We start from the raw sequence: 25,904 nt of genomic DNA, 5'->3' as shown, positions 1-25,904 counted from the left end.
TATGAGCTCTCACGACGAGTCACGGTTCACAGCGGACGTCTACGGAGCGCGACTGGAGAGGGCGGCGGAGTTGACCCGCGCCGCACATCTCGACGCGCTGCTCATCACCCCCGGCCCCGACCTGCAATATCTGATCGGTTCCCGGGCGCAGTCGTTCGAGCGCCTCACCTGTCTGGTGATACCGGCGTCGGGGGAGACGTCGTCGGTGATCATCCCCAAGCTGGAGCTGGCCGCGCTGGGTGGTTCGGCGGCGGGCGAACTGGGCCTGCGGGTGGTCGACTGGACCGACGGGGTCGATCCGTACGCGCTGGTGAAATCGGTGCTGAACGCCGGGGCGCGCACCGCCGTGGACGACCATATGCCCGCCCTGCACCTGCTGCCCGTCGCCGACACCCTGGGGCAGCTGCCCGTCTCGGCCACCCCGATCCTGCGGCAGCTGCGAATGATCAAGGACGCCACCGAGATCGACGCACTGCGCCGCGCGGGCGCCGCCATCGACCGGGTGCACGCGCGCATGGGCGAGTTCCTGCGCGTCGGGCGCACCGAACGCGAGGTGGCCGCCGACATCACCGCGGCCATCGTCGAGGAGGGGCATACCCGCGCCGCCTTCGTGATCGTCGGCAGCGGCCCGCACGGCGCGGATCCGCACCACGAGGTGTCCGACCGCGTGATCTCCGACGGTGACGTGGTGGTGGTGGATATCGGCGGCCCGGTCGAACCCGGGTACTTCTCCGACTGCACCCGCACCTACGTGCTCGGTGAACCGTCCGAGGAGATCGCCGCCCAGTTCACCGAACTGGAGCGCGCCCAGGCCGCCGCGGTGGCCGCCGTGCGGCCGGGCGTGACCGCACATGCCGTCGACGCCGCCGCCCGCGATCGCCTGGCCGCCGCTGGTTTGGGGAGCAACTTCGTGCACCGCACCGGTCACGGGATCGGCCTGTCGGTGCACGAGGAGCCGTATATCTTGGCGGGCAACGACATTCCGCTCGCGGCGGGGATGGCGTTCAGCGTCGAACCGGGGATCTACTTCGCCGGTGAGTGGGGCGCCCGCATCGAGGACATCGTCGTGGTGACCGCGGACGGCTGCGAATCGGTCAATACCCGCCCGCACGGCCTGACCCGCCTGTAGCGGCTCGGATACGTTCGGCGTCAGGGTTCCACCTGCGCCGAGAGCGGAATTCCGGTGTGCAGGAAGCGGATCAGGCGTCCGATGCGGACACAGTGCGCGGCACAGCGGTCGTAGTGCTGCGCCAGCAGGGCCACGTCCACCGCCATGGCCGCGCCGTGCCCCCAGCTGGTGTCGCCGACCACCCGCAGCAGCTGGCGGTGCAGCCGGTCGAGGGTGTCGTCGGGCGGTATCGGCGCCAGATCCGGGGACGGTGGCCGGGCGACGATGGCCGCCGCCGCGGCGGCGGCCAGACGCGCGGTGGCGGTGGCCATTCCGGTCAGCAGGGTGACCACGTGCGGCGGCGCCACGGGCAGCGGGTGGCGGCGCACCACGCTGTCGGCCACCCGGCTGAGCGAACCGCCGATGCCGTTGAGGTCGTCGGCGATCTGGATGGCGGTCACCACATGGCGCAGATCGCGCGCCACCGGCGCCTCCAGGGCGAGCAGGATGACGGATCTGTCCTCACATCTGGCGTGTTTGACCTGGAGTTGCTCCTCGAGGGCGAAGACCTCGTAGGCGGCCCCCAGATCGGTCTCGGTCAGCGCGGCCGTGGCCCGCTCGGTGGCCTCGTTCGCGAGTCGCGCCATATGGGCGAGCTCGTGGGTCAGCGTGGTGAGCTCGTAGGAGAATTTCGTCCGCACCGGGTTATCTTCGCTGCCGCGTGGCCGGGACGCACAAATTCGCGAAATGGACCGGCAGGTATGCGAATTCGGTGTGACCGGAACCCCGTGCGCGGCTCAGCGCGCCGCCGCGTCGCCGTCCTTCAGCGTGCCGCTCGACAGCACCCGCGCCACCTTGACCGCGATGACCACCCGGGCCGGGTTCTCCCGCGGCACCCGGTAGCGCCGCGTGTACCGCTGTTCCGCGTCGGCCACGCTCACCGCGTCGTCGAGCACCTCGGCCGGACCCTCCAGTGTGAGCCACCGGGGGCCGTCCACCTGACTCAGTGCCGCGTACCCCGATCGCCGCACATTGCGCACCTTCACCTTGCCGTCGCTGGTGATGACGCGGGCGACACCGGCCTCCGGATCCCAGGTGAACCCCACCGGCACCACATGCGGGGTGCCGTCGGCGCGCAGCGTGGTCAACGTGGCCAGATGGCGCTCGGCGACGAACTCGAGGGCGGCGGCGGAGAGCTCGGGGCGCGGGGTCGGCATGAGCCGACGCTATCAACTCCGGGCGGCGGCCGGGCCGCGGCGGCCCCTTTGGCAGACTGAGCGTCATGTCCGAGATCGACGATGGCGTGGTGCTGGTGCTGGGTGGGCGCAGTGAGATCGGGGTCGCCGTGGCGCGGCGGTTGGCTCCCGGGCGGGTCGTGGTGCTCGCCGCGCGCCGCAGCGGCGATCTCGACGAGGAGCGGCGGACGATCACCGCCGCGGGCGCCGGCGCCGTGCACACGCTGGAATTCGATGCCGACGACACATCGGGCCACCAGCCGCTGCTGGAGAAGGTGGCGGCCGACTACGGCCGGATCGGGGTGGCGGTGGTGGCCTTCGGCGTACTGGGCGATCAGGCGCGCGCCGAACGGGATCCGGCGCACGCGGTGGCGGTGGTGCACACCGACTACGTGGCCCAGGTGAGCGTGCTGACCGTGCTGGCGAATCTGCTGCGGGCCCAGGGCGGCGGGCAGATCGTGGCCTTCAGCTCCATCGCCGGGGTGCGGGTGCGGCGGGCCAACTACGTGTACGGCTCGGCCAAGGCGGGCCTGGACGGCTTCGCCAGCGGCCTCGCCGACGCCCTGCACGGCAGCGGTGTGCATCTGCTGCTGGTGCGGTCGGGCTTCGTGATCGGGCGGATGACCGCGGGCATGGATCCGGCCCCGTTGTCCAGCACCCCCGACCAGGTCGCCGACGGTGTGGTGACCGGGCTGCGGCGGCGCTCGCGGGTCGCGGTGGTGCCCGGCGCGCTGCGGCTGATGTTCCTCGCCATGCGGCTGGTGCCGCGGGCGGTCTGGCGGCGGATGCCGCGATGATCGCCGCGGCGCTGGATTGGCCGGTCGCCCAGCCGATCACGGTGATCGGCATCGGCGCCGACGGCTGGGACGGCCTCGGCGGTGTGGCGCGCCGGGCGCTCACCGACGCGGAGGTGGTGCTGGGTTCGGCGCGGCAGCTGGCACTGCTGCCCGACGAGGGCGGCGCCGCCCGGGTGAGCTGGCCCTCGCCGCTGCTGCCCGCTCTCACCGGACTGCTGAAACGGTATGCGGGGGAACGGGTCTGCGTCCTCGCCAGCGGCGATCCGATGTTCTACGGCATCGGCGTGACCCTGGCCCGGCTGGTCGGCGCGCACGCCCTGCGGGTGCTCCCGCAGCCGTCCTCGGCCTCGCTGGCCTGCGCCCGGCTCGGCTGGGCGCTGGCCGAGACACCGGTGGTGAGCGCGGTCGGACGGCGGCTGGAGACGGTGCTGCCCGAACTCGCCGACGGTCGTCGCGTGCTGCTGCTGAGCACCGACGAGCACACCCCGGCGCGGCTGGCGGAACTGCTGGCGCGCAACGGGTTCGGCGAGTCGACGGTGACGGTGCTGGAGCAGCTGGGCGGACCGGGGGAGCGGATCGTGGCGGGTACGGCCGCCACCTGGGCGCAGCCGCCCGGCGACGCCCTCAATATCGTGGCCGTGGACTGCGTGGCCGATCCGGCGGCGGTGCGCCTGAGCCGCCTGCCCGGCCTGCCGGACACGGTGTACGGCGGCGACGGCCAGCTGACCAAATCGGAGGTGCGCGCGCTCACCATCGCCGCGCTGGCCCCCGCGCCGGGCGAACTGCTCTGGGATATCGGCGGCGGTTCGGGCACCATCGCCATCGAGTGGTGCCGCACGCATCCCGGTTGCCGCGCCGTCACCTTCGAACGGTGGGAGGCGCGTCGGGAGCAGATCGGCGCGAACGCCCTCGCCCTCGGCGTGCCCGGCGTCGAGGTGCGCGGTGCGGCCCCGCGGTCCTTCGCCGACCTGCCCGCCCCCGATGCCGTCTTCCTCGGCGGCGGCCTCACCCAGGACGGCATGGTCGACGCCTGCTGGGACGCGCTGCGTCCCGGCGGCCGCCTGGTCGCCAACGCCGTCACCGCCGAATCGGAAGCGCTGCTGCTCACCCTGTCCGCCACGCACGGCGGCACGCTGCGCCGCATCCAGATCCACCGCGGGGAACCCCTGGGCGGATTCACCTCCTGGCGGCCGCAGCTGCCGGTGGCCCAATGGTCGGTGCGCAAACCTGGTAACTGAGGTTCGCCCGCCGTACGCTGGGTAGATCCCAGCTATCGGGCGGAAGTTTCCGTCCGCCTCGATGGAGGTGTGTCATGACTCGGATTCGACATCGATGGACAGGAGCCGAGGCGCTGCCCGTCTTCGCCCGAACCGAACTCGGGCGGCGGTCGCGAAAGGTTCGCCACCACGCCGGTGAGGGTATCGAGGACGGCTACAACGTGCCCGGCATCGTGCTGTGCGGGCTGGGTGTGGTGGCCTTGGCGCTGGCGCTCACGGCGGCGGGCTACGGCTTCGCCGGGTGGGCGACGATCGCTGCCTTCAGCTGTGCGGCTCTGCTGCTGTGCGGCGCGCTGTGGCTCTACGTCGAGTGGCGTCGCGGCCACCGCCGCCATCCCGATCCGACCGCGCGGCAAGGCCACTGACCGGCGCGCACCATCGGCCCCCGTACGGGTGGGGGCCGGGAACCTATGCGGCCGTGGGGCGGGGGTAGGGGCTGCGCATGGTGAGGTAGTGGATCTCGAGATCGCGTTCCAGGTAGTCCATGCGGTGTTCCCAGAAGTCCCGCATATGCGGCCGGGCCAGGTGCCGGTCCAGATCGGCGGATGAGCGCCACACCTCGTACTGCCGGTCTCGAAAGCCACTCGCACACACCACTTTCGGATACTGCGGCAGGCGGGACTGATCCGGCAGGTCGATCGTGGCAACAGCAATATGGCGCGCCTGCGCCGGGCCGATCTCGCGCAACGCTTTCCGGGCCTGCTGGACCTGCTGGCCGACGAGGTGTCGCGGCGGGCGGGCGGTTCCCCCTCGGACTGAAACATGGATAGTCGAACGGTAGGGTGGCGAGCCGTGACCCGATCGTTATCGGGTTCGGTATCAGCCATATCGGGAGACTTGATGAAGTACACGAAGTTCGCCGCCACCGCCCTGTTCGCCGCCGCCGCCACCGGAATCGCCGCCGGGACCGGATACGCTGCACCGGTGCAAGCGCCAACCGCTCCGGAATCGGTCGCCGCGCAGGTGCGCGGGCAGGATCAGGGTGTCGACTACACCATCGCGCTGGCCGAGGCGGGCGATGCCATCGTCACCACGGTGACCGGTGGGAGGTTCAGCCTCGACGCCGACGGGCAGGCCGTGAGCCTGACCAACGAATCCGGTGCGGTGGTGGCGCAGGTGCCGCTGACCGGTGAGGCCGGCGGCGAGGATGTGCAGATCGTCGCCGCCGTCGCCGACGGCGGCCAGGAGCTGTCGCTGGCCCCCGAGGTCGGGCCGAACGCGCACGCGCGGGCCATCTCGGCGCAGCAGTGGTTCTTCGCCGAATTGCAGCGCGCCGCGCTCGGCGCGGCGGTGGGCGCGGTGATCGGCGGCGCCATCGGCCTGCTCGGGCTGGTGGTCTCCGCGATTCCGGGCGCCATCATCGGCGCGCTCATCGGTCTGCTGGTGGCCGGTGGTCAGCCGCTGATCGACTCGGGCTCGGCCTACTTCAGCGGGCAGCCCTGAGGGCACTGATTCTCGGCGGCACCCGCGAAGCGCGGATGCTCGCCGAAACCGCTTCCGGCGAGCGGGGATTCGAGATCGTCTCCTCGCTCGCCGGTCGCGTTCGCGACCCACTGCTGCCGGCGGGGGAGGTGCGCATCGGCGGCTTCGGCGGTGTGGACGGGCTGCGAACCTGGCTGTCGGACAACCGTATCGAGGCCATCGTCGACGCCACCCATCCGTTCGCCGGGGGTATCACCGCCCATGCCGCCGCGGCCGCCGCGAGTCTGCGGCTGCCGATCCTGCACGTGCGCCGACCGGGCTGGACGCCACGGCAGGGGGACCGCTGGATCCGCGTGCCGGATCTGCCCGCCGCCGCGCGCGCCGTCGCCGGACTGGGGGATCGGATCTTCCTCACCATCGGCCGCCAGGGCGTGCCCGCCTTCGCGGAGCTGACCGGGCAGTGGTTCCTCATCCGGGCCATCGACCCGCCGGAGGGCGCACTGCCCCCGCGGCACGAACTGCTGCTGGCCCGCGGCCCGTTCGCCGTCGCCGACGAAACCGCGCTGCTGAACGACCGGCGGATCGACGCCCTGGTCACCAAGGACAGCGGCGGCGCGCAGACCGAGGCCAAACTCGACGCCGCCCGGACCCTGGGACTGCCCGTGGTCGTGGTGGACCGCCCGCCGCTGCCGGAGGGCGCCCGTTCGGTGGAAACCGCTGCCGCCGCCTGGGATTGGCTGCGCGCGGCGCACCGGCTCAGGTGAGCCGGCTGTTCTCGCCGAGCAGTTCGGGCAGCCGGTCGAACCATTCCAGGACCGCGCGTTCGTAGCGGATGCCGAAATCCAGCGTGGCGCGCTCGAACGGGGACTGCCGCTGCTCGTCGTGACCGGTGAGATACCCGGCGAGGCGCTGTTCGTGGATCTCCCGGTTGGCGTCGATGATGCGTTGCAGCCGTTCGGATTCCACGAACTCACCGAAGGACAGGGTGAGCAGCAGCGGCACCCGGATGGTCTCCGCGCCCGGATCGCGGGCGATCCACTGGGCGAACGCCTCGCGGCCCGCCTCGGTGATCCGGTAGGGGGTGCGGTCGCGTGCTCCGGCCTCGCCCTTGTCCACCAGGCCGTGCTGATGCATGGTGGCGAGTTCGCGGTACACCTGGCTCTGGGTGATGGTCCAGAAGTCGCCGATCTTGTCCTGGGCCAGGGCGACCAGATCCCAGCCGGACATGGGGCCCTGGTGCAGGAATCCCAATAGCGACGCGGCCGTCGAATTGAGCGGGCGTTGCGATTTGTCTGCCACCTGCACTCCCTTCCCACGCCGAACTCGATGCGGTGTGGGAAGCGCCCACGCCGCCATCTTCCACTATGGAATATTAATCGGTGTAGCGGCGGGAGGTGAAGACGCGCGGCCCACCCGCCGTGTCGAACGCCGTGGTGGTGGACGCGCCCACGATGAGCAGGGTGCGCATATCCACCTCGGCCGGGTCCAGCTCCGCGAGGGTCACCACCCGCACCGATTCGGTCGGGCCGCCCACATCGCGGCCGAGCACCACCGGGGTATCGGGTTTGCGGTGCTCGAGCACCAACTCCCGCATGGCCGCCACCTGCCAGGTACGCTGCGCGGAGGCCGGATTGTAGACGGCGAAGGCCATATCGGCCGTGGCCACGGCGGCGATCCGGCGCGCCACCACCTCCCACGGCTTGAGCCGGTCCGACAGCGAGATCATGGCGAAGTCGTGACCCAGCGGTGCGCCGACCCGGCTCGCCACCGCACTGGCCGCCGTCATCCCGGGCAGCACCCGCACCGGGACGTCGCGCCACTGCGGATCGGCCGACTCCTCGATCACGGCCGCCGCCATGGCGAACACACCCGGATCACCCGAGGACACCACCGCCACTCGCGCCCCGTGCTTGGCGAGATCGAGGGCCATGGCGGCGCGCTCGGACTCCACCCGATTGTCACTGGCGTGGCGGCGCTGCCCGGGACGGGCGGGCACCCGGCGCACATAGGTGCTGTAGCCGACGATATCGGTGGCCTCGGCGAGCGCCCGCGTGACCTCCGGCGTGGTCCATTCGGCCGCACCGGGACCGAGGCCGACGACGACCACCTCGCCGCGCGCGGCGCGGTCGTCGGCCGCCGTGCCGGGTGCGGGGCCGGTCGCGGCGGTCACCGGGATCGGGGTCGCGGGTTCCGGTCCGGGGACGACGGTGATGGCGAAATACGGCACGCTGGCGTCGTCGACGTCGGCGGCGCGCAGCACGCGCTGGCGGGTGCTGCTGGCGCGTTCCACGTAGTAGGCGTCGTCGAGCCGCCCCGCATCCGAGAGGGCTCGGCGCACACCGGGGTAGGTGCGGCCGAGCTTCATGATGGCGGCGGCGTCGGTGTCACGCAGGCGGCGGGTGAGCTCGTCCACCGGCATGGTGCCGGGCAGCACCGTCAGCACCTGGTCGCCCTCCACCAGCGGGGTGCCCAGCGCGGCCGCGGCCGCGCTCACCGAGGTGACGCCGGGAATGATCTCGGTGTCGAAGCGGTCCGCGAGACGGCGGTGCATATGCATGAAGGAGCTGTAGAACAGCGGGTCGCCGGCGGCGAGCAGGGCCACCGACCGTCCGGCGGCCAGGTGGCCCGCCAGCAGATCGGCGGCGGATTCGTAGAACTCGTCGATCGCGCCCTGATAGCCACCGGGATGGTCGGTGGTCTCGGTGGTCACCGGATAGACGAGGTGCTCCTCGAGCTGACCCGGGCGCATATAGGGCGCGGCGATGCCGCGGGAGATGCTGCGGCCGTGGCGGGCACTGTGGAAGGCGATCACGTCGGCCGCGCCGATCACCCGCGCCGCCTTGACCGTCACCAGTTCCGGATCGCCCGGCCCCAGCCCCACACCCCAGAGCTTGCCGCTCATTCCTGTTCGCTCGCAATCGCATTGAGGGCGGCGGCGGTGATGGCGCTGCCACCGCGTCGGCCGCGCACCGTCAGATACTCCACCCCGCCGTAGTCCGCGAGGGCCTGCTTGGATTCGGCCGCGCCGATGAATCCGACCGGGATACCGAGCACCGCGGCCGGGCGCGGCGCACCCGCGTCCAGCATGTCCAGCAGATGGAACAGCGCGGTCGGCGCATTCCCGATGGCCACCACCGCGCCGTCGAGCCGGTCCCGCCACAGCTCCAGCGCCGCCGCCGAGCGCGTATTGCCCAGCGCCGCCGCCAATTCCGGCACCCGCGGATCATCGAGCAGGCACAGCACCTCGTTGTCGGCGGGCAGCCGCTTGCGCGTCACCCCCGACGCCACCATCTTGGCGTCGCACAGAATCGGCGCACCGCCCCGCAGCGCCGCCCGCGCCCGCACCACCACATCGGTGCTGAACTGCACGTCCTCCGCCAGATCCACCTGCCCACAGGCGTGGATCATCCGCACCACCACCTGCGACACCTCCGCCGGGAACCGCGCCAGCTCCGCTTCGGCGCGAATCGTGGCGAACGAGCGCCGATAGATCTCGGCCCCGTCGGTGAGATAGCTGGCACGCACGTCGGACATGGCGTCCAGACTAAGAGGAGCGCCCACGACCGCCGCGCGCCGGGTACGGGCTGGGAGCGGTCGGGTACCGGCCGCCTCGGATGCGGCACCGGCGACATGTGGTCGGACCCGAAACCGCGGGTGTGCCACGACGGCACCGACCGCCCGTGCCCGCGTCGCGCGATCGGGTCGGTACCTGTGGGCCGCCTACGTGACCGGGTCGGCGCATGTGTCGTGTCGGTGTATGTGAGTCGGGTCGGCGTAGGTGTCGGGTCGGTGTACGCGCGTCGGATTGGCGTACGTGTCGGCGTATGTGAGTCGGTTGGCGTACGTGACCGGGTCGGCGTACGCGAATCGGGTCGGCGTAGGTGAATCGGGGCGGCGCGCGCCCGGCAGGTGGGCCGGGGGTCACCCGACGCGTGCGCGGTCGGTCACGTGGTGGCGGACCCCGGCGGTATCACGCGGTACCCGGTGGGGGTGGCGGTGACCTCGGTGGCGGGGCCGCGGGGGCGGCCGCAGCGGCGGTCGCAGCCGGACCAGTGCTGACGGCCGGTGGCGACCACCTCGTCGCCCGCCAGACCGGTGACGGCGGGTGGCGGTGGGCCGGAAGGCCGCACCCGGCCCGCCTCGACCGCGGCGGCGGCGTCGGCGCGGACGTCGGTCAGTGATTTGGCGCAGCCGGGGCGACCCGCGCAGGCGGTGACCTGGAGCCAGGGGGAGGCGGCGTCGAAGATGAGGCCCATGGGGGCGAGTACGCGCACCACCTGCTCGGCGGCCCATTCGTCGAGGTCGGTGATGACCAGGCCGCGCCAGGGGGTGAGGACGACCGGGCGGTCGACGGCGGCGATGAATTCGGCGGTGCGCGCGGGCAGCGAGCCCAGGCGCACACCCGCGCCCAGCGCCACCCGGTCGTCGGCCTGGGTCAGCCAGCCGATCGGAAGGTCCCGGCGCGGCGGCAGATCCACGGTCTCGGCGGTGGTGAGATGCGCATGCGCGGCGAGCAGCCGCCGCGCCAGCAACGCCGGGCCGTCCGGGATCTCGTGCAGTCGCCACTGGTCCGCGCGCAGGTCCAGGAATTCGTGCGCGGCGTGCAGCACGGTATCGACGGCACGGTCGGCGCGCACGCGCAGACCGGAGTCGCGGCCCGCCAGCACCACGGCGTAGCCGTTCTCGTCGACCGCGTGCACCCCGATATCCGCGCCGAGGCCGCTCACATCGCCGCGGCCGTCGTCGAGGGTGAACAGCACCCGGCCCGGCAGCCCGGCGAGCCGCGGCGCGGCGCGCAATCCGGCATCGAGTGCCGGAACCAGGGCGTGCACATCGGTCCAGCCGCCGACCCGGCCCGACAGCGGCGAGGCGACGATATTGCGGACCCGTTCGTGCGTGCCGCTGGGCAGCAGCCCGGCCGCCCGCAACCGCCGCTCCAACTCGGCGGCGTCGCGCACCCCGCGCAACTGCACATTGGCGCGGGCGGTGAGATCCATCCTGCCGTCGGCGAGCTCCTGCGCCGCCTCGGCCAGCACCTGCACCTGGGCCGGGGCCAGCCGGCCGCCGGGGACGCGAATGCGGGCCAGTGGTCCGTCGGCGGCTTCGTGCAGTCGCAGCACGCCCGGGCAGGAGTCGGGATCTGTTCGAGTCATGACCCATCCAGCCTACGGCTGCGCCGATGTCCCCGCCGCCGGGGCGGCGACGGGGACATCGGACGGCGATCAGCCCAGTCGATGCGGTTCGTGCGCCGTGTCGCGCTGCCGGGCCCACCCCGGACTGGTCGCGTAGCTGTCGTTGAGCAGGCTCGGCACATCGTGGTGGTCGAGATGGTCGCGGTGCACGGTCGTGGTCATCAGCATCAGCGCGAACAGAAGTGTGGCCGCGCAGATTCCGCCGGCGACGATCGCCCACTGCGAATGTCCGGTGCCGGCGGCGGTCAAAGCCATTGCCAGCGTTGCGAAGGCAACCAATGCGCAAAAGTACCCTGACCAGGCGGCGAAGCGATTCCGCCTGACCCAACCCGGTGTGTTCGGCATACGCGCAGCGTACGCCGCGGCGCCGGTCGCGGAACAGGGCCGGGCGGAGAGGTTGCAGCACTGTGATCCCCGCGCGATAGAGTCGCGAGGCTCGTCGGACGGAAGAAACCGGTGCAATTCCGGTGCGGTCGCGCCACTGTGACAGTCAGACCTTCCCCATGAGCGCCGAACCGTGCCGGGCGCGTCACCCCAAGGAAGGCCGAACCGTGATTCTGCTGCTGTCCACCTCCGATACCGATCTGCTCAGTGCCCGCGCCAGCGGAGCCGACTACCGGCTCGCCAATCCGGCGCGGCTGCTGCCGGAGGATCTGCCCGCCCTGCTCGCGGGCGCCGATCTGGTGATCGTGCGCATCCTCGGCGGCGTCCGCGCCTGGGAGGAGGGCCTCGATGTGCTGCGCGCCAGCGGCATTCCGCTGGTCGCGCTGGGCGGCGAGATCGCGCCCGACGCCGAACTCATGGAGCAGTCCACCGTGCCCGGCGGCGTGGCCGCGGACGCGCACAACTACCTCGCCGCGGGCGGGCCGCTGAATCTGCGGCAGCTGCACAATTTCCTGTCCGACACCGTGCTGCTCACCGGGCACGGCTTCGAACCGCCGGTGGACATGCCGCGCTGGGGTGAGCTCGAGCGCACCGCGCGCCCGGTCGCCGCGGACGCGCCCACCGTCGCGGTCGTCTACTACCGCGCCCAGCAGCTGGCCGGGAACACCGCCTATGTCGACGCGCTGTGCACCGCCATCGAGGCGGCCGGGGCGCGGCCGCTGCCGCTGTACTGCGCCTCGCTGCGCGCCGCCGAGCCGGAGCTGCTGGCCCGGCTGCGCGAGGCCGACGCGCTCGTGGTGACCGTGCTGGCCGCGGGCGGCACCAAACCCGCCACCGCCTCCGCCGGGGGCGAGGACGAGGCGTGGGACGTGGGCGCGCTCGCCGACCTGGATGTGCCCATCCTGCAGGGGCTGTGCCTGACCAGCAGCCGGGCCCAGTGGGAGGACAACGACGACGGCCTGTCGCCGCTGGATGTGGCGACCCAGGTGGCGGTGCCGGAATTCGACGGCCGCATCATCACGGTGCCGTTCTCCTTCAAGGAGTTCGACGCCGACGGGCTGTCCGCCTACGTGCCCGATCCGGAGCGGGCGGCGCGGGTGGCCGGGATCGCGGTGCGCCATGCCCGGCTGCGCCATATCCCCAATGCCGACAAGCGCGTGGTGCTCATGCTGTCGGCGTATCCGACCAAGCACGCCCGCATCGGCAATGCGGTCGGCCTGGACACCCCGGCCAGCGCCATCCGGCTGCTCACCGAGATGCGGGCCGCCGGCTACGATCTCGGCGAACCGGGGGAGATCCCGGGCCTGGAACAGGGCGACGGCGACGCGCTCATCCACGCCCTGATCGCCGCCGGTGGCCAGGATCCGGACTGGCTCACCGCCGAACAGCTCGAGGGCAACCCGATCCGCATCGGCGCGGACACCTACACCGCCTGGTTCGAGACGCTCCCGGACGATCTGCGTGAGAACGTGATCGAGGCGTGGGGGCCGCCGCCGGGCGAGCTGTACGTGGACCGCTCCGCCGATCCCGCGGGCGAGATCGTCATCGCCGCACTGCGCTTCGGCAATGTGGTGCTGATCGTGCAGCCGCCGCGCGGCTTCGGCGAGAATCCGGTGGCCATCTACCACGATCCGGATCTGCCGCCCAGTCACCACTATCTGGCCGCCTACCGCTGGCTCGCCGCGCCCGAGGGCTTCGCCGCCGACGCCATGGTGCACCTGGGCAAGCACGGCAATCTGGAGTGGCTGCCCGGCAAGACCCTCGGCATGTCCGCCTCCTGCGGCACCGACGCCGCGCTGGGCGATCTGCCGCTCATCTACCCGTTCCTGGTGAACGATCCGGGCGAGGGCACGCAGGCCAAGCGCCGCGCCCACGCCACCCTGGTCGATCACCTCATCCCGCCCATGGCGCGCGCCGAGACCTACGGCGATATCTCGCGGCTGGAGCAGCTGCTCGACGAGCACGCCAATATCTCCGCGCTGGACCCGGCCAAGCTGCCCGCCATCCGGCAGCAGATCTGGACCCTGATGCGCGCCGCCAAGATGGACCACGACCTGGGCCTCGAGGAGCGCCCGGACGAGGACGTCTTCGACGATATGCTGCTGCACGTCGACGGCTGGCTGTGCGAGATCAAGGATGTGCAGATCCGCGACGGCCTGCACGTGCTCGGCCAGGCCCCGGCGGGGGAGACCGAGGTCGATTTGGTGCTGGCCATGCTGCGCGCCCGCCAGCTGTGGGGCGGCGAGGTGTCCGTGCCCGGTCTGCGAGAAGCGCTGGGGCTCAGCGAATCCGGCGACGAATCCCGCAACCGGGTGGACAGCTTCGAGGCGCGCGCCCGCGCTCTCGTGGCCGCCTTGCAGGCCGCGGACTGGTCGGTCGACGCCATCGACGCGATCGTCGACGCGCAGATCCCGGTGGGCGGCACGGGTGAGAACGCCGGGACCACACCGGCACTCGCGGACGCCGCCGCCTCCGGGGACGCGGCGGCACCGGGCGCGGCCCTGGCGGGGGACACGGAGAAGCGCGGGGATTCGGTGGCAGCTGAGGCAGGCCGTTCGGCCGCGGGCGGGACGACGGTCGTGCCCGGAAACGCTGTCGCACCCGGCGGTGCGGCCACATCCGCCGGTTCGACCGCGCCCGCCGTCGGTCCGGACGCCGTGCGGGCGGTGCTGCGGTTCGCCGCCACCGAGGTGGTGCCGCGGCTGCGGCAGACCGAGGTGGAGGTCCAACGGGTGCTGCACGCGCTCGCCGGTGGCTTCATTCCGGCCGGGCCGAGCGGCTCGCCGCTGCGCGGCCTGATCAACGTGCTGCCCACCGGCCGCAACTTCTACTCCGTCGACCCCAAGGCGGTGCCCTCACGACTGGCCTGGGAAACCGGTCAGGCCATGGCGGATTCGCTGCTCGAGCGCTATCTCGCCGACCACGGGGAGTACCCGAAGTCGGTCGGCCTGTCGGTATGGGGCACCTCCGCCATGCGCACCGCGGGCGACGACATCGCCGAGGTCCTCGCCCTGCTCGGGGTGCGGCCGGTATGGGACGAGGCCAGCCGCCGCGTCACCACCCTCGAGCCCATCGCCCTCGAGGAGCTGGGCCGTCCGCGCATCGACGTGACCGTGCGCATCTCCGGCTTCTTCCGCGACGCATTCCCGCATGTGCTCGCCCTGCTCGACGACGCGGTGCGCCTGGTGGCCGGGCTCGACGAACCCGCCGAGTCGAATTACGTGCGCGCCCACACCCGGTCGGATCTGGCCGAGCACGGTGACGAGCGCCGCGCCACCACCCGTATCTTCGGTTCCAAGCCCGGCACCTACGGCGCGGGTCTGCTCCAGCTCATCGACTCCAAGAGCTGGCGCACCGACGACGATCTCGCGCAGGTGTACGCCACCTGGGGCGGCTACGCCTACGGCCGCGATCTCGACGGCGCGCCCGCCGCCGACGACATGCGTTCGGCGTATCGGCGGATCGCGGTGGCGGCCAAGAACACCGACACCCGCGAGCACGATATCGCCGACTCCGACGACTACTTCCAGTACCACGGCGGTATGGTGGCCGCGGTGCGCGCGCTCACCGGCAAGAATCCGGAAGCCTATATCGGCGACAGCACCCGCCCGGATTCCGTGCGCACCCGCACCCTCTCGGAGGAGACCACCCGCGTGTTCCGTGCGCGCGTGGTGAATCCGCGCTGGCTCGACGCCATGCGGCGGCACGGCTACAAGGGCGCGTTCGAAATGGCCGCCACCGTCGACTATCTCTTCGGCTACGACGCCACCACCAATGTGGTCGCCGACTGGATGTACGAGAAACTCGCCGACAGCTACGTTTTCGACGAGGTGAATCGCAAGTTCATGGAACAGTCGAATCCCTGGGCGCTGCACGGCATCGCGGAACGCTTGCTGGAGGCGGCGGAACGGAACCTGTGGGAGCGGCCGGAACCGGAGACGCTCGCGCGGTTGAAGCAGATCTACCTCGAAACCGAGGGTGAACTCGAATAATTCGGCGAGCGGTGCGCCTCCGGCGACGGAGGCGCACCGGCGCGGGTGCGGCGGCGTGTACCGCGGACATCGGCGGACAACCCTGGTTCAGGGGTCTTCCGCAGCTCCGACTCTGAGAGGATCATAAGAATCGTTCGATGTCATCTCGGAGAGGCATGTCATCTCGGGGAGACATGTCATCTCGGAGAGGCATCGGGCATAACTGATCCCCCGATTCGCCGCATTGATCGAATTCGCCGAACTCGAACCCGGGGTGAATCGGCTCTCGATTGCGAGTAATGATCATGAGTATTGCCAAATTCGCTGCTACCGCATTCATTTCCGCCGCCGCGCTGGGCATTGCCACGGCGACGGCACAGGGCGCTCCGGCCGCACCGGGCATCAGTGGTGTCGATCGAGGGGTCGAGTACACCACCACGCTCGCCCCCGACCGCAGCGCCGTCACCACCACCCTGGCCTCCGGCCGCTTCGAACTCGGCCACGACGCGGTGGCCGTCATCGCGCCCGGCGGCGCCACCATCGCGGCCATTCCGCTCACCTACCAGGTGGCGGACCGCTCGATCAGCGTTGTGCCGCAACTGGATGCCAGCGGCACCATGCTGACCGTCCACCCGGCCAGCGCCGCGGACCTCGCGCCCGCCACGGCCGAAACCGTTGCGTTGCAGCATGTCGCAGATGCCGGATCGATCGTGGCCGGTGCGCTCATCGGCTGTGTGGTCGGCGCGGTGATCGGTGTGTTCTTCTTCGTGGTCGGCGCGGTCGTCGGCTGTGGGGTAGGCGGCCTGATCGGTGCCATCATCGCGAGCCAGCGCTGACACCGAGACGGGAGGCGGCCGCTACTCGGCACCGTCGGAGCCCGGCTCCGGCGGTGCCGGGGCTGGCCGTCACCCCGCGCGCGTCGTAGCCGCCCGCGGTCGGATGGTCCGCCCCGGTTCGCTCAGCTGTCGGCGGTGATCTCCAGTCCGATGGTGCCGCCGCGGCCACGGCGCAGCAGGCTGCCCTGCACGCCGAGCCAGCCCGCGATGCCGTACTTGCGCTTGATGAGTGCGCGGGCACGGTCGGTGCCCGCGGCGTCCAGGACGACGCCGGTGCCGGTGACCACCGCGCCGCGCGGTTTGCCGAGGGCGTCGCAGGGTTGCAGGGTGATCCTGGGGTCGCGGCGCAGCCGCTTGACCTTCCAGCTGTCGGTCACGGTCCACACGTAGAGGCGACCCGCGTCGAGCACCGCCCAGACCGCGGTGCCGACCGGCGTGCCGTCCTTCTTGTAGGTGGTCAGCAGCACGTATTTGGATTCGCCCACCGGGCCGAACGGATTGTCCACGCCCGCAGCCTAACCCGCGCCCACTCCGCTCGCCGTGTCCGGATCGTCCGCCATGCGGTATTCGCCCGCCTCCAGTCGGGCCAGCAGTCCGGCGGTCCAGCCGGTGAGATTGCCGAAGACGCCGCTCCACAGCTCCAGCAGGTCGGTCGAGTACGGGGCCTGATGGCGGCTCGGGAACTCCGGGATCATGTCGAGCAGTTCGACCCGGATCTGCTCGCTGCGGGCGCGCTGCTCACGCAGCAGCTCGATCACCCGCGCCCGGGGGAGGGCATCCATGAAGGCGATACCCGCCCCCAGTTCTTCCATATCCACGCTGACCAGGGCGGTTTCCAGCAGTCGCAGGAACTCGTGTTCACCGGCCGGGGTGATCTCGTAGAGGGTGCGTCCCGGGCCCCGGCTGCTGCCCTCGGTGCCGAGCGATCGCAGGCACCCCTGCTGTGCCAGCTGTCCGAGCGCGTGGTGGATCGAGCCGGGCTTCACATTGGTCCAGGTCTCGGCCCGCCAGGACAGCAGTTCGCGACGCACGGCGTAGCCGTAGCTCGGCTCCGGACGCAGGCGCACCACACCGAGAACGAGCAGGCGCACGGTCGACATGGCGGAACTCCTTCGGCGGCGGTGGCGGGCCCGTCCATGGTAGTCACCCTTGGTAATCAAACTTGACTTCCGGCTCGACGCGTCCCTAGCCTGGGGTAGTCAAATTTGATTACCAAGATCGAGGTGATGGGATGGTCAACCTCTCGGTGCCGGTGCTGTGGGGCGGGAATCTGCCGGAAACTTTGGACTTCTATCGCACGCTCGGCTACGAGGTCACCAGTGAGCAGACGCGCCCGTACACCTACGGGACCGTCGAGCGCGACGGGTGGCACGTGCATTTCGGGCCGACCCCGCACGGCGGTGTCGACGCGCAGGCCGCCCATGTCGGCTGCCTGGTCCTCGTGGAGGATGTGGAGAAGCTGCACGCGGAGTTCACCGCCGCGCTGCGCGCCCGCTACGGCAGGGTGCCCGCGCGCGGGAATCCGCGCATCACCCGCTTCCGGCCCGGTCAGACGCGGTTCACGGTGGTCGACCCGATCGGCAACGCCATCATCTACATCCGCCCCGATGAGCCGGACCCGGAGTACGGCGGCGCGCCCGGCCTCGAGGGATTGGCGCGGGTCCTCGACAACGCTCGCATCCTGCGCGACTCCAAGCTGGACGACAAGGCCGCCGCCCGCGCCATCGTGACCGGCCTCAAACGGTTCGGTGCGACCGCGCCCGCCCTCGACCGGGGGCGGGCGCTGGCGCAACTGCTGGAGCTCGCGGTCGCCACCGGCGATGCCGAACAGGCTGAGGAATGGCGGTCCCAACTGGCGGTCTTGGAGCTCTCCGAGGCCGACCGGGCGGTGGTCGCGACGGAGCTGCGGGTGGTCGGCGAGTTGGAGGAGTGGCTCGACGCGACGGACTGACCGCCCGGCCCGATGGTCAGGCCGCGGTCAGCACTTCCGGACCGTCGGCCGTGATCGCCACACGGTGTGCTCGGAATGCGCGGTGCGCGAGCCGTCGGCCGAGCGGATGGTCCAGCCGTCCGGATCGGTGACCACGTGATCGGTGGTGCGGGCGAACCAGGGCTCGATGGCGATGGTGAGGCCGGGGCGCAGTCGATAGCCGCGCCCCGGCCGGCCCGCATTGGCGATATGCGGATCCTCGTGCATGGTGCGGCCCAGGCCGTGCCCGCCGAATTCGGTGTTCACGCGGTAGCCGTAGCCGTGCGCCACGGCCGCGATGGCGGCGGAGATGTCGCCGACCCGATTGCCCGGCCGGGCGACGTCGATGGCGGCGGCCAGGGCGTCCTCGGTGGCGCGGACCAGCCGCCGATCCTCGGCGGCGGGGGTGCCCACGATGACGGTGGTGGCGGCGTCGGCCACCCAGCCGTCGATGCCGACCGCCAGATCCATGCTGAGCACATCGCCGTCGCGCAGGGCGTAGTCGAAGGGCAGTCCGTGCAGGACGGCGTCGTTCACCGACAGGCAGACGGTATTGCGGAACGGGCCGCGGCCGAAGGAGGGTGCGTAGTCCCAGTAGCAGGACTGCGCGCCGCGCTCGCGGATCCGTTCCCGCACATGTCTTTCCAGGTCCAGCAGATTGACGCCGACCTGGGCCCGCTCCCGCAGTTCGCCGAGTACCTCGGCCACGAAACGGCCGGTGACCCGCATGCGGGCGATCTCCGCGGGCGATTTCAGTTCCACCATGGCAACCTCCGATTGGTATTTTAATACCAGCCTAGTCCGAGTCGGTATTCAAATACCAAATCGAGTAGAGTGGCCCGCATGGTCCGACTACCGCTGACCCCCGCCCAGATCGAGGCCGGACGCCGCCTGGGCCACGCCCTGCGCACCGCCCGCGCCGGACGTGATCTCGCCGAGGTCGCCGCGACGGCGGGCATCTCCCCGGAAACCCTGCGCAAGATCGAATCGGGTCGGGTGCCCACCCCGGCCTTCGGCACCATCGTGGCGCTCAGCCGCGCCCTCGGCATTCCGCTGGACGACCTCGCCGAGAGCTGCCAGCCCACCGCCTCGCCGCGGCGCTCGGCATCCTGACCGCCACGCGGTTCCGAATTGCGTGATGACCGTGTTGCTTCCAGCATGCCCGCGTCCCGGCCGCTCCGGCACCCTGTTCGCCCCCGGCGCGATCACGCGGATCAGGTCGCCCGGCTCACCGACGACATGTGGAAGTCCGGAATGCGCAGCGCGGGCATGGCGGTGCGGGTGAACCAATCCTTCCATTCGCGGGGGAGGGTGATCTCGGTGCGGCCCGCCTCTCCGACCCGGCGCAGCAGATCCAGCGGACTCTCGTTGAAGCGGAAGTTGTTGACCGCGGCCGTCACCTCGCCGTCCTCGACCAGATAGACGCCGTCGCGGGTGAGTCCGGTGAGCAACAGGGTGGCCGGGTCCACCTCGCGGATGTACCACAGGCAGGTGAGCAGCAGGCCGCGTTCGGTGCGGGCCACCATATCCGCGAGCGAGGCGTCGGTGCCGCCGGTCATGAGCAGATTCTCGCCGGGCAGCGTGGCGGCGGCGTCGAATTCGGCGGCGGTGGCGCGTGGATACACCAGGGAGGCGATCGCGCCGTCGCGCAGCCAGTCCACCCGGCGCGCGGTGAGGCCGTTGTCGAAGACCGACAGCGACTCCGAGGACGACGGGGTGGCCGCGAACGGCCGGTACTCCAGACCCGCGGCGCTCGGATCGGAGTACAGCGTGAGCGGGATGTCGGTGAGCTGCTCACCGATGCGGGTGCCGCCCGGACGGGAGAAGGCGGTGTGGCCCTCCTGTGCGCCGCGGCCCTCCATACTCCACACCATGTAGATCATGAGATCGGCCACCGCGGACGGCGGCAGCAGGGTCTCGTAGCGTCCGGCGGGCAGGTCCACCCGCCGCTTCGACCAGTCCAGGCGGCGGGTGAGTTCGGCCAGCAGGGCGGGGGTGTCGACATCGGTGAAATCGACGGTGCCCGCGCCGGCCCAGGCGCTGGCCAGCTCCGCGCCGGAACCGCGTTTGCCATTGACCTCCACCGATCCGGTGGGCTGCACCCAGCGGCGGCGGATTCCGGTGGAGGTGCCCAGCCAGCTGGAATGCATCTGGTGGTGGGCGAATCCGTAGAGGCGGTCCGCACCGTCGAAGCCGACCGCGAGATCACGGGCCAAGCCCTCGAAGACGGTGATGTCGGTACTCGCGGGGGAGCCGTCCCAGGGCAGCTCGGCGTCCGGTCCGGCGGGGCCGACCGTCTCCGGCGTCAACAGCGGCACGGCGTCGCGGGCCGGTTCGGCGGTGCGGGCCGCGGCCTCGCTGGCGCGCACCACGGATTCGATCTCGGCCGGATCGACGCTGGTGGAACCGACACTGCCGACCCGTGCGACCCGCGGGCCCTCCCGGAAGATCGAGACGACCGCCCATTCGCGCGAGACCGAGGAACCATTGGTGGTCATGGAGTTCCCGGCCCAGCGCAGCGACGCGTCGTGGGCGTCGGTGACGAGGACGACGGCCTCGTCCGCGCGGGAGTGCCGCAGCGCGGTCTCCACCACCTCGGGTGCTGCGATCATGCTGTTCACTGCCCGGCCTCCGTGCGCGTATTGAGGACATTGACGGCGCGGACCAGTACCGACGGGCAGCCGTGACTGACCGCCGCCACCTGACCGGGCTGCGCCTTCCCGCAGTTGAACGCACCGCCCAGCGTCCAGGTGGACGGGCCGCCGACCGCTTCCATGGCGCCCCAGAAGTCGGTGGTGGTGGCCTGATAGGCGACATCGCGCACCTGCCCGGCCAGCTCGCCGTCGCGGATGCGGAAGAAGCGCTGGCCGGTGAACTGGAAGTTGTAGCGCTGCATATCGATCGACCAGCTCTTGTCGCCGACGATGTAGAGGCCGTCCGCCACCCGCGAGATCAGCTCGGCGGTGCTGGTGTCGCGTTCCGGATCCGGTTGCAGCGACACGTTCGCCATGCGCTGGATCGGGACATGGTGCGGGGAGTCGGCGTACGAGCAGCCGTTGGACCGCTCCAGACCCAGGCGCGGGGCGAAGACGCGATCGAGCTGATAGCCCACCAGGATGCCGTCGCGCACCAGATCCCAGCGCTGCCCGGCCACCCCCTCGTCGTCGTAGCCGACCGAGGCCAGTCCGTGCGCCTCGGTGCGGTCACCGGTGACATGCATGATCGGGGTGCCGTACCGCAGGGTGCCGAGGGTGTCCGGGGTGGCGAAGGAGGTGCCCGCGTAGGCGGATTCGTAGCCGATGGCGCGGTCGTACTCGGTGGCGTGGCCGATGGACTCATGGATGGTCAGCCACAGATTGCTGGGATCGATCACCAGATCGGTGGGACCGGGGACGACGGTCGGGGCCTGCACCTTCTCGGCCAGCCACTCCGGGATGCGCGCGAGTTCGCCGTCCCAATCCCAGACGCCGTCCGCGCCGGTCACGTACTCCCAGCCGCGACCCGCCGGGGCGGCGAGGGTGCGCATGGTGTCGAAGACCCCCGCCGCGGTGTCCACGGCGATGGCCTCGAGCTGCGGTTGCAGCCGCACCCGCTGCTGGGTGATGCGGGAGCCGAAGGTGTCGGCGTAGTGGGTCTGCTCCTTGACCTGGTACAGCGACGCCGTCACGTGATCCACGCCGGCGGCGGTGTGCAGGCGGCGCGAATAGTCCAGCAGCAGTGCGGTCTTCTCGGGGGTGGGCACGGTGAAGGGGTCGATGTCGTAGGCCGACACCCATTCCACGCCGTCGTACACCGGCTCGGCGGCGAGCTCGACACGCTCGCGGTTCAGCGCCCGCAGTGTCGTGGCAACCGTGACGGCGCGGCGCGCCACCTCCGCCGCCGACTCCGGACTCAGCACGGCGTGCGAGGCGAAGCCCCAGGTGCCGTCCACGATCACCCGGACCGCGAAGCCGAGATCGGTGCTGTCACCGACCGATTCGACCCGGCCGTCCCGCAGCCGAATGGACTGGGACACCAGCCGGTGCACCCGCAGATCGGCGTAGCTCGCGCCTGCCGAAAGCGCCGCCGACAGGGCGGCATCGGCGAGCGCGGCCAGGGGCAGTGCGCGGAACTCGTCGTCCACGGCCTTGGTTGCGATGCTCACCCGGTCCACGCTAAGCCGGACGTCCGACACGCGCCAACCACACGTGCGAGCGAACCGTAATACACAGCGTGCGAAGCAGCACACGCTGCAAGAATGCACGGACTGCGAAGTCGCACACCATGAAACGCGCGCGACAAACCCGTGGACATGCCACGTTTTGCTGCTCGGATGCCGTAGCGTCTGCCCGCGTGCCGCCATCCGCACTTCGTGACCGCAAACGTGAACGGACCCGCCGAGCCCTGCTCGAGGCTGCCGTCGAATTGTTCGAGACCCGAGGCTATGAGGCGACCACGGTCGCCGATATCGCCGCCACCGCCGAGGTCGGCACCAGAACGTTCTTCAACTACTTCGCGAGCAAGGAAGAACTGCTCTTCCCGGAACCCGACGAACGGGTCCAGGCCGCCGTCCGTGCCATCGCCACCCGCCGCCCCGGCGAACGCCCGGTGGAGGTGCTGCTGCGCGCCCTGCGCGCGGCGGGCGACAATCCCGGCGACCACCTCGGCGACACGCTGGCATCCCGCATCTCCGTGCTGCGCGCCCGGATCTCGCGCACCGTGCCCGCCGTGAGCGGCCGCGCGGCCTACGCCCAGCTGGCCTCGCAACAGGAGATCGCCGGACAGTTGCGGACGGCCTTCCCGGAGGAACTGGACGATGTCGGAGCCGCCGCCCTGGTGGGCGCGGTGGTCGGCGCGGTCTCCGGCGCGCTCACGGTCCTCTTCCAGCAACCGGGCCTCGAGGACGGCGACCAGCTGCACCGCAAGATCCAGGAGACCACCTCGAAGGTGCTGGCCCCCTGGCTCGCCGACCGCGCCGAGCGCACCGCGCCGACGCCCGCCGAGTCATCCGCGGCCGCCGCGGAGGAGACCGGTCCGTCGGCGCGCGGGGCGGAGCCGTCGGACCATACCGCCCGATCCGACGATCGCGCCGTCGGTTCCGCGAACCGCGTCGCCGAGTCCGGCGACGGCGGTATCGAGTCGGACGAGCACGGCAGCGAATCGCGGGAGGACGATCCCGATGCCCGCGGGTCCGTCACCGAATATCGGGAATACGCAGCGGAATCCCCGGTGACGGAATCCCCGGTGACGGAAACCCCGGAGTCCGCGACGCCCCGGTCACTCGTCCCCGTGCGCTCGGAACCGACCGGCCCCCGGCACGCGGTGCGCCGCCTGAGCCCCGAGCCGCTCCGGCGCGCCCTGGAATCGGCCCGCCCGCTGCCCACCGAGCGGTTCACCGTCTACCGGGCCGAAGACGGCACCACGCGCCTCAACACCCCCGAGCCCGATCCGCCCCACCCGGAATCCCCGTGGCACGCACCCGAAGCGACCCGGGAGAGCGCCGACGATCTCCCGCTGCCCGAGGACGCTCTGGTCTGAGCCGGTGGGGCTTCGAGTCGCTGGGGCTCAGGAGTCGCTGGGGCTCAGGCGAACTGCTGCCAGCCCAGGCGGATCACCATGGCCACCACCACGATCAGCAGGACGGCGCGGACGAAACCCGCGCCGCGGGCCAGCGCCATGCGGGAGCCGATCACCGCACCGAGGACGTTGCCGACGGCCATGGCCAGGCCGAGGGCCCACAGGACGTGGCCGGTGGCGCCCAGGTAGAGCAGGGAGCCGAGGTTGGAGCCGCAGTTGATGACCTTCGCCATGGCGGCGGCGCGCACGAACTCGGTGCCGAGCAGGGTGGCGAAGGTGATGATGAGGAAGGTGCCGGTGCCGGGGCCGAGCAGGCCGTCGTAGAGGCCGATGAGACCGGCGGCCAGGGCGATCACCAGGATGGTCTTGCGGCGGGTCGGGCGATGGGTGGCCATGGTGACGCCGATCGACGGCCGTAGCGTGACGAAAACCGCGACACCCACCAGCACCACCATGACGATCGGGATGAACAGGTCCCGGTCGATGAGCGCCACCGCCGCCGAACCGCAGGCCGCCGCCAGCCCGGCGAGGAGCGCGGCGGGCAGCAGGCTGCGCCACCGCATGGGCACCTTGCGGGCGAAGGTGAGCACCGCGGCGCTGGTGCCGGAGAAGGCCGCGAGTTTATTGGTGCCCAGCGCGGTTTGCGGTGCGATGCCCGGCGCCACCACGAACATCGTCGGCAGGATGATCAGTCCGCCGCCGCCGACCACCGCATCCACCCATCCGGCCGCGGTCGCCGCCGTCAGCAGGATCGCCCAGTCCGCAACGTTCATTCGCCGACCCAATCAGAACGCGCACACTTCGGGCAAATCACCAGAAAGCCCGAACCGGTCGGTTCTCGAGCTGGTGCTCGGCGCGTGGGAACGGCCGGTGCTCGGCACGACTTAGGGTGGACCCATGCGTCGGTTCAGTCTGTGGTTGCGGGGCAGGCCCCAGGTAGCCGACTCGATGCTGGCGCTCGGACTGTTCCTCATCGACGTCCTCGGCGTCGGCGAGAGCGATCACAAGGCCGTCTACCTCGCCCTCAGCGTGCTGCTGCCGCTGCCGATCATCTTCCGGCGCACCCACCCGGTGGGATCGGCGATCGTACTGATCGGACTGTCCTACTTCACCTCCCTCAGCCACTGGGGCACCCAGGACGCCCGGGGCGCGCTGCATCCGGCGCTGCTCGGACTCGGCATCATGCTCTACACGCTGGTCGCCTATGTCGGCCGCCGCCAGGGCCTGCTGTACGTGGGCGCGCTCATCGTCGACAGCGCGCTGGCCCACTTCCTGGTCGGCACGCCCGACGGCACCGACGCCGCCTTCACCGCCGTGTACTACGCCCTGTGCTGGACACTCGCCGAATTCATCGGCGCGCGACACGCTTACGACGCCGAGGTGGAAGCGCGGCTGGCCGTCGCCGACTACGACCGCGAACGCCGTGCGCACGATGCCGTCGCCGCCGAACGCACCCGCATCGCCCGGGAACTCCACGATGTGGTGGCGCACGCGGTCAGCGTCATCATCGTCCAGGCCGACGGCGCGCGCTACGCCCTGCGCCACGACCCCGACACCGCAGAACAGGCGCTGACCACCATCGCCGGGACCGGACGCGAAGCCCTGCGCGAACTGCGCCGCACCGTGGAACTGCTGCGCACCGAGCATGCGCCCGAACAACTTCCGCAGCACGGCACCGCCGGAATCGCCAAGGTGGTCGCCATGATGCGCAGCGCGGGGCTGGCGGTGGAACTCGAACTCAGCGGCGAACTCGACCATGTCAGCCCCGAGATCAGCCTCGGCGTGCACCGCATCGTGCAGGAGTCGCTCACCAACACCCTGCGCCATGCCGGACCCGACCCCCGCGCCAAGGTGCGGGTGGTGCGCCGCGACAGCGACATCCTGATCGAGATCGTCGACTCCGGCGGCGCGCCCGGCGATGCCACGGGCGCGGTCGGCACCACCGCCGCCGGGGTCGCCATCGTCGCCCCCGGGAACGGCCTGGCCACCGTCGGCAGCGGTCTGGGGCTGGTCGGCATGCGCGAGCGGATGGCGGTGCTCGGCGGCACCCTGAGCGTGGGCCGCCGTCCCGAGGGCGGGTGGCGGGTGCGCGCCACCATCCCGCTGGAACGCGCACCGGACGAATAATCGGTGGCCCGGGCCGATAGATTGATCTAC

25 protein-coding genes and 1 pseudogene are annotated in these 25,904 nt (G+C 71.3%); 12 read left to right on the top strand and 14 right to left on the bottom strand.

Features of this window, described 5'->3' with window-relative positions; genetic code table 11:
• Position 1: 1 nt before the first annotated feature.
• Positions 2 to 1,129, top strand: coding sequence for a Xaa-Pro peptidase family protein (locus QMO76_RS15315; protein WP_306361951.1), 1,128 nt, complete (start codon positions 2 to 4; stop codon positions 1,127 to 1,129).
• 20 nt (positions 1,130 to 1,149) lie between these two features.
• Here the strand turns inward: QMO76_RS15315 and QMO76_RS15310 are convergent, their stop codons facing one another.
• Positions 1,150 to 1,809 (bottom strand): PhoU domain-containing protein, encoded by a 660-nt coding sequence (locus QMO76_RS15310; protein WP_306361950.1) that lies wholly within the window; start codon positions 1,807 to 1,809, stop codon positions 1,150 to 1,152.
• Positions 1,810 to 1,905: 96 nt separating this feature from the next.
• Positions 1,906 to 2,325, bottom strand: coding sequence for a PPOX class F420-dependent oxidoreductase (locus QMO76_RS15305; protein WP_306361949.1), 420 nt, complete (start codon positions 2,323 to 2,325; stop codon positions 1,906 to 1,908).
• A gap of 65 nt (positions 2,326 to 2,390) precedes the next feature.
• On the opposite strand from QMO76_RS15305, the gene QMO76_RS15300 reads away from it, so the two are divergent.
• From QMO76_RS15300 to QMO76_RS15290, 3 genes are all read left to right on the top strand, one after another.
• Positions 2,391 to 3,140, top strand: coding sequence for an SDR family NAD(P)-dependent oxidoreductase (locus QMO76_RS15300; protein ID WP_306361948.1), 750 nt, complete (start codon positions 2,391 to 2,393; stop codon positions 3,138 to 3,140).
• On the top strand, positions 3,137 to 4,378 hold the full coding sequence (gene cbiE, locus QMO76_RS15295; RefSeq protein WP_306361947.1) for a precorrin-6y C5,15-methyltransferase (decarboxylating) subunit CbiE: 1,242 nt from the start codon (positions 3,137 to 3,139) through the stop codon (positions 4,376 to 4,378). Before QMO76_RS15300 ends, cbiE begins: the two co-directional genes overlap by 4 nt.
• Positions 4,379 to 4,452: 74 nt before the next feature.
• On the top strand, positions 4,453 to 4,782 hold the full coding sequence (locus QMO76_RS15290; RefSeq protein ID WP_306361946.1) for a hypothetical protein: 330 nt from the start codon (positions 4,453 to 4,455) through the stop codon (positions 4,780 to 4,782).
• Positions 4,783 to 4,825: 43 nt separating this feature from the next.
• Here the strand turns inward: QMO76_RS15290 and QMO76_RS15285 are convergent, their stop codons facing one another.
• Entirely contained in the window at positions 4,826 to 5,014 is a 189-nt protein-coding gene (locus QMO76_RS15285; RefSeq protein WP_306361945.1) for a putative quinol monooxygenase, read from the bottom strand.
• Positions 5,015 to 5,257: 243 nt separating this feature from the next.
• On the opposite strand from QMO76_RS15285, the gene QMO76_RS15280 reads away from it, so the two are divergent.
• Positions 5,258 to 5,860 carry a hypothetical protein gene (locus tag QMO76_RS15280; protein ID WP_306361944.1) on the top strand — a complete coding sequence of 201 codons (603 nt, stop codon included), beginning with the start codon at positions 5,258 to 5,260 and terminating at the stop codon, positions 5,858 to 5,860.
• Positions 5,857 to 6,603, top strand: coding sequence for a cobalt-precorrin-6A reductase (locus QMO76_RS15275; RefSeq protein WP_306361991.1), 747 nt, complete (start codon positions 5,857 to 5,859; stop codon positions 6,601 to 6,603). The genes QMO76_RS15280 and QMO76_RS15275 overlap by 4 nt, the downstream gene beginning before the upstream one ends.
• Here QMO76_RS15275 and QMO76_RS15270 read toward each other — a convergent pair.
• The 5 genes from QMO76_RS15270 to QMO76_RS15250 all read right to left on the bottom strand — a co-directional run bounded on the left by QMO76_RS15270 (position 6,596) and on the right by QMO76_RS15250 (position 11,376).
• Positions 6,596 to 7,138, bottom strand: coding sequence for a PadR family transcriptional regulator (locus QMO76_RS15270; RefSeq protein WP_306361943.1), 543 nt, complete (start codon positions 7,136 to 7,138; stop codon positions 6,596 to 6,598). The genes QMO76_RS15275 and QMO76_RS15270 overlap by 8 nt on opposite strands.
• Positions 7,139 to 7,211: 73 nt before the next feature.
• Positions 7,212 to 8,741, bottom strand: coding sequence for a precorrin-2 C(20)-methyltransferase (locus QMO76_RS15265; RefSeq protein WP_306361942.1), 1,530 nt, complete (start codon positions 8,739 to 8,741; stop codon positions 7,212 to 7,214).
• Positions 8,738 to 9,373 carry a precorrin-8X methylmutase gene (locus QMO76_RS15260; protein ID WP_306361941.1) on the bottom strand — a complete coding sequence of 212 codons (636 nt, stop codon included), beginning with the start codon at positions 9,371 to 9,373 and terminating at the stop codon, positions 8,738 to 8,740. The genes QMO76_RS15265 and QMO76_RS15260 overlap by 4 nt, the downstream gene beginning before the upstream one ends.
• Before the next feature lie 410 nt (positions 9,374 to 9,783).
• Positions 9,784 to 10,992: a precorrin-3B synthase gene (cobG, locus tag QMO76_RS15255; protein WP_306361940.1), complete on the bottom strand. Its 1,209-nt coding sequence runs from the start codon at positions 10,990 to 10,992 to the stop codon at positions 9,784 to 9,786.
• A 69-nt stretch (positions 10,993 to 11,061) separates the two neighbouring features.
• Positions 11,062 to 11,376 (bottom strand): hypothetical protein, encoded by a 315-nt coding sequence (locus tag QMO76_RS15250; protein WP_306361939.1) that lies wholly within the window; start codon positions 11,374 to 11,376, stop codon positions 11,062 to 11,064.
• Between the two features lie 206 nt (positions 11,377 to 11,582).
• Here QMO76_RS15250 and cobN point away from each other — a divergent pair, with 206 nt between their 5' ends.
• Together cobN and QMO76_RS15240 are read left to right on the top strand one after the other, a co-directional pair.
• On the top strand, positions 11,583 to 15,407 hold the full coding sequence (gene cobN / locus QMO76_RS15245) for a cobaltochelatase subunit CobN (protein ID WP_306361990.1): 3,825 nt from the start codon (positions 11,583 to 11,585) through the stop codon (positions 15,405 to 15,407).
• 284 nt (positions 15,408 to 15,691) lie between these two features.
• Positions 15,692 to 16,222: a hypothetical protein gene (locus QMO76_RS15240; RefSeq protein WP_306361938.1), complete on the top strand. Its 531-nt coding sequence runs from the start codon at positions 15,692 to 15,694 to the stop codon at positions 16,220 to 16,222.
• 122 nt (positions 16,223 to 16,344) lie between these two features.
• Here QMO76_RS15240 and QMO76_RS15235 read toward each other — a convergent pair whose 3' ends face one another.
• Positions 16,345 to 16,728, bottom strand: a complete 384-nt coding sequence (locus QMO76_RS15235) for a PPOX class F420-dependent oxidoreductase (RefSeq protein WP_306361937.1) — start codon at positions 16,726 to 16,728, stop codon at positions 16,345 to 16,347.
• A gap of 9 nt (positions 16,729 to 16,737) precedes the next feature.
• Positions 16,738 to 17,322: a PadR family transcriptional regulator gene (locus tag QMO76_RS15230; protein ID WP_306361936.1), complete on the bottom strand. Its 585-nt coding sequence runs from the start codon at positions 17,320 to 17,322 to the stop codon at positions 16,738 to 16,740.
• Between the two features lie 131 nt (positions 17,323 to 17,453).
• On the opposite strand from QMO76_RS15230, the gene QMO76_RS15225 reads away from it, so the two are divergent.
• On the top strand, positions 17,454 to 18,173 hold the full coding sequence (locus tag QMO76_RS15225) for a glyoxalase (RefSeq protein WP_306361935.1): 720 nt from the start codon (positions 17,454 to 17,456) through the stop codon (positions 18,171 to 18,173).
• A gap of 16 nt (positions 18,174 to 18,189) precedes the next feature.
• Here the strand turns inward: QMO76_RS15225 and map are convergent.
• Positions 18,190 to 18,956: pseudogene (gene map / locus QMO76_RS15220) on the bottom strand (type I methionyl aminopeptidase).
• A gap of 78 nt (positions 18,957 to 19,034) precedes the next feature.
• Between map and QMO76_RS15215 the strand changes: the two are divergent.
• A complete protein-coding gene (locus tag QMO76_RS15215) occupies positions 19,035 to 19,304 on the top strand; it encodes a helix-turn-helix transcriptional regulator (protein ID WP_306361934.1) in 270 nt (89 codons plus the stop codon).
• Between the two features lie 101 nt (positions 19,305 to 19,405).
• Here QMO76_RS15215 and QMO76_RS15210 read toward each other — a convergent pair whose 3' ends face one another.
• Complete coding sequence (locus QMO76_RS15210; protein WP_306361989.1) at positions 19,406 to 20,803, bottom strand: metallopeptidase TldD-related protein; 1,398 nt, start codon at positions 20,801 to 20,803, stop codon at positions 19,406 to 19,408.
• A gap of 5 nt (positions 20,804 to 20,808) precedes the next feature.
• Positions 20,809 to 22,335, bottom strand: coding sequence for a TldD/PmbA family protein (locus QMO76_RS15205; protein WP_306361933.1), 1,527 nt, complete (start codon positions 22,333 to 22,335; stop codon positions 20,809 to 20,811).
• A 188-nt stretch (positions 22,336 to 22,523) separates the two neighbouring features.
• On the opposite strand from QMO76_RS15205, the gene QMO76_RS15200 reads away from it, so the two are divergent.
• Entirely contained in the window at positions 22,524 to 23,708 is a 1,185-nt protein-coding gene (locus QMO76_RS15200; RefSeq protein WP_306361932.1) for a TetR/AcrR family transcriptional regulator, read from the top strand.
• Between the two features lie 44 nt (positions 23,709 to 23,752).
• Here the strand turns inward: QMO76_RS15200 and QMO76_RS15195 are convergent, their stop codons facing one another.
• Positions 23,753 to 24,520: a TSUP family transporter gene (locus tag QMO76_RS15195; RefSeq protein WP_306361931.1), complete on the bottom strand. Its 768-nt coding sequence runs from the start codon at positions 24,518 to 24,520 to the stop codon at positions 23,753 to 23,755.
• Between the two features lie 124 nt (positions 24,521 to 24,644).
• Here QMO76_RS15195 and QMO76_RS15190 point away from each other — a divergent pair, with 124 nt between their 5' ends.
• On the top strand, positions 24,645 to 25,874 hold the full coding sequence (locus tag QMO76_RS15190) for a sensor histidine kinase (protein ID WP_306361930.1): 1,230 nt from the start codon (positions 24,645 to 24,647) through the stop codon (positions 25,872 to 25,874).
• Positions 25,875 to 25,904: the final 30 nt, after the last annotated feature.

The sequence above is a fragment of the Nocardia sp. CC227C genome (assembly GCF_030767025.1).
GTDB lineage: Bacteria > Actinomycetota > Actinomycetes > Mycobacteriales > Mycobacteriaceae > Nocardia.
Note: the sequence above shows the minus strand (reverse complement) of the source record. Positions and strands in the feature narration are given on the sequence as shown.

Bases quoted from the DNA above. Each gene is read 5' to 3' on its own strand.
- QMO76_RS15210 (WP_306361989.1), bottom strand. From the start codon at position 20,803: ATGATCGCAGCACCCGAGGTGGTGGAGACCGCGCTGCGGCACTCCCGC.
- QMO76_RS15290 (WP_306361946.1), top strand. From the start codon at position 4,453: ATGACTCGGATTCGACATCGATGGACAGGAGCCGAGGCGCTGCCCGTC.
- QMO76_RS15190 (WP_306361930.1), top strand. From the start codon at position 24,645: ATGCGTCGGTTCAGTCTGTGGTTGCGGGGCAGGCCCCAGGTAGCCGAC.
- QMO76_RS15265 (WP_306361942.1), bottom strand. From the start codon at position 8,741: ATGAGCGGCAAGCTCTGGGGTGTGGGGCTGGGGCCGGGCGATCCGGAA.
- QMO76_RS15305 (WP_306361949.1), bottom strand. From the start codon at position 2,325: ATGCCGACCCCGCGCCCCGAGCTCTCCGCCGCCGCCCTCGAGTTCGTC.
- QMO76_RS15280 (WP_306361944.1), top strand. From the start codon at position 5,258: ATGAAGTACACGAAGTTCGCCGCCACCGCCCTGTTCGCCGCCGCCGCC.
- cbiE (WP_306361947.1), top strand. From the start codon at position 3,137: ATGATCGCCGCGGCGCTGGATTGGCCGGTCGCCCAGCCGATCACGGTG.
- cobG (WP_306361940.1), bottom strand. From the start codon at position 10,992: ATGACTCGAACAGATCCCGACTCCTGCCCGGGCGTGCTGCGACTGCAC.
- QMO76_RS15300 (WP_306361948.1), top strand. From the start codon at position 2,391: ATGTCCGAGATCGACGATGGCGTGGTGCTGGTGCTGGGTGGGCGCAGT.
- QMO76_RS15230 (WP_306361936.1), bottom strand. From the start codon at position 17,322: ATGTCGACCGTGCGCCTGCTCGTTCTCGGTGTGGTGCGCCTGCGTCCG.
- QMO76_RS15225 (WP_306361935.1), top strand. From the start codon at position 17,454: ATGGTCAACCTCTCGGTGCCGGTGCTGTGGGGCGGGAATCTGCCGGAA.
- QMO76_RS15195 (WP_306361931.1), bottom strand. From the start codon at position 24,520: ATGAACGTTGCGGACTGGGCGATCCTGCTGACGGCGGCGACCGCGGCC.
- QMO76_RS15215 (WP_306361934.1), top strand. From the start codon at position 19,035: ATGGTCCGACTACCGCTGACCCCCGCCCAGATCGAGGCCGGACGCCGC.
- QMO76_RS15250 (WP_306361939.1), bottom strand. From the start codon at position 11,376: ATGCCGAACACACCGGGTTGGGTCAGGCGGAATCGCTTCGCCGCCTGG.
- QMO76_RS15260 (WP_306361941.1), bottom strand. From the start codon at position 9,373: ATGTCCGACGTGCGTGCCAGCTATCTCACCGACGGGGCCGAGATCTAT.
- QMO76_RS15240 (WP_306361938.1), top strand. From the start codon at position 15,692: ATGAGTATTGCCAAATTCGCTGCTACCGCATTCATTTCCGCCGCCGCG.
- QMO76_RS15315 (WP_306361951.1), top strand. From the start codon at position 2: ATGAGCTCTCACGACGAGTCACGGTTCACAGCGGACGTCTACGGAGCG.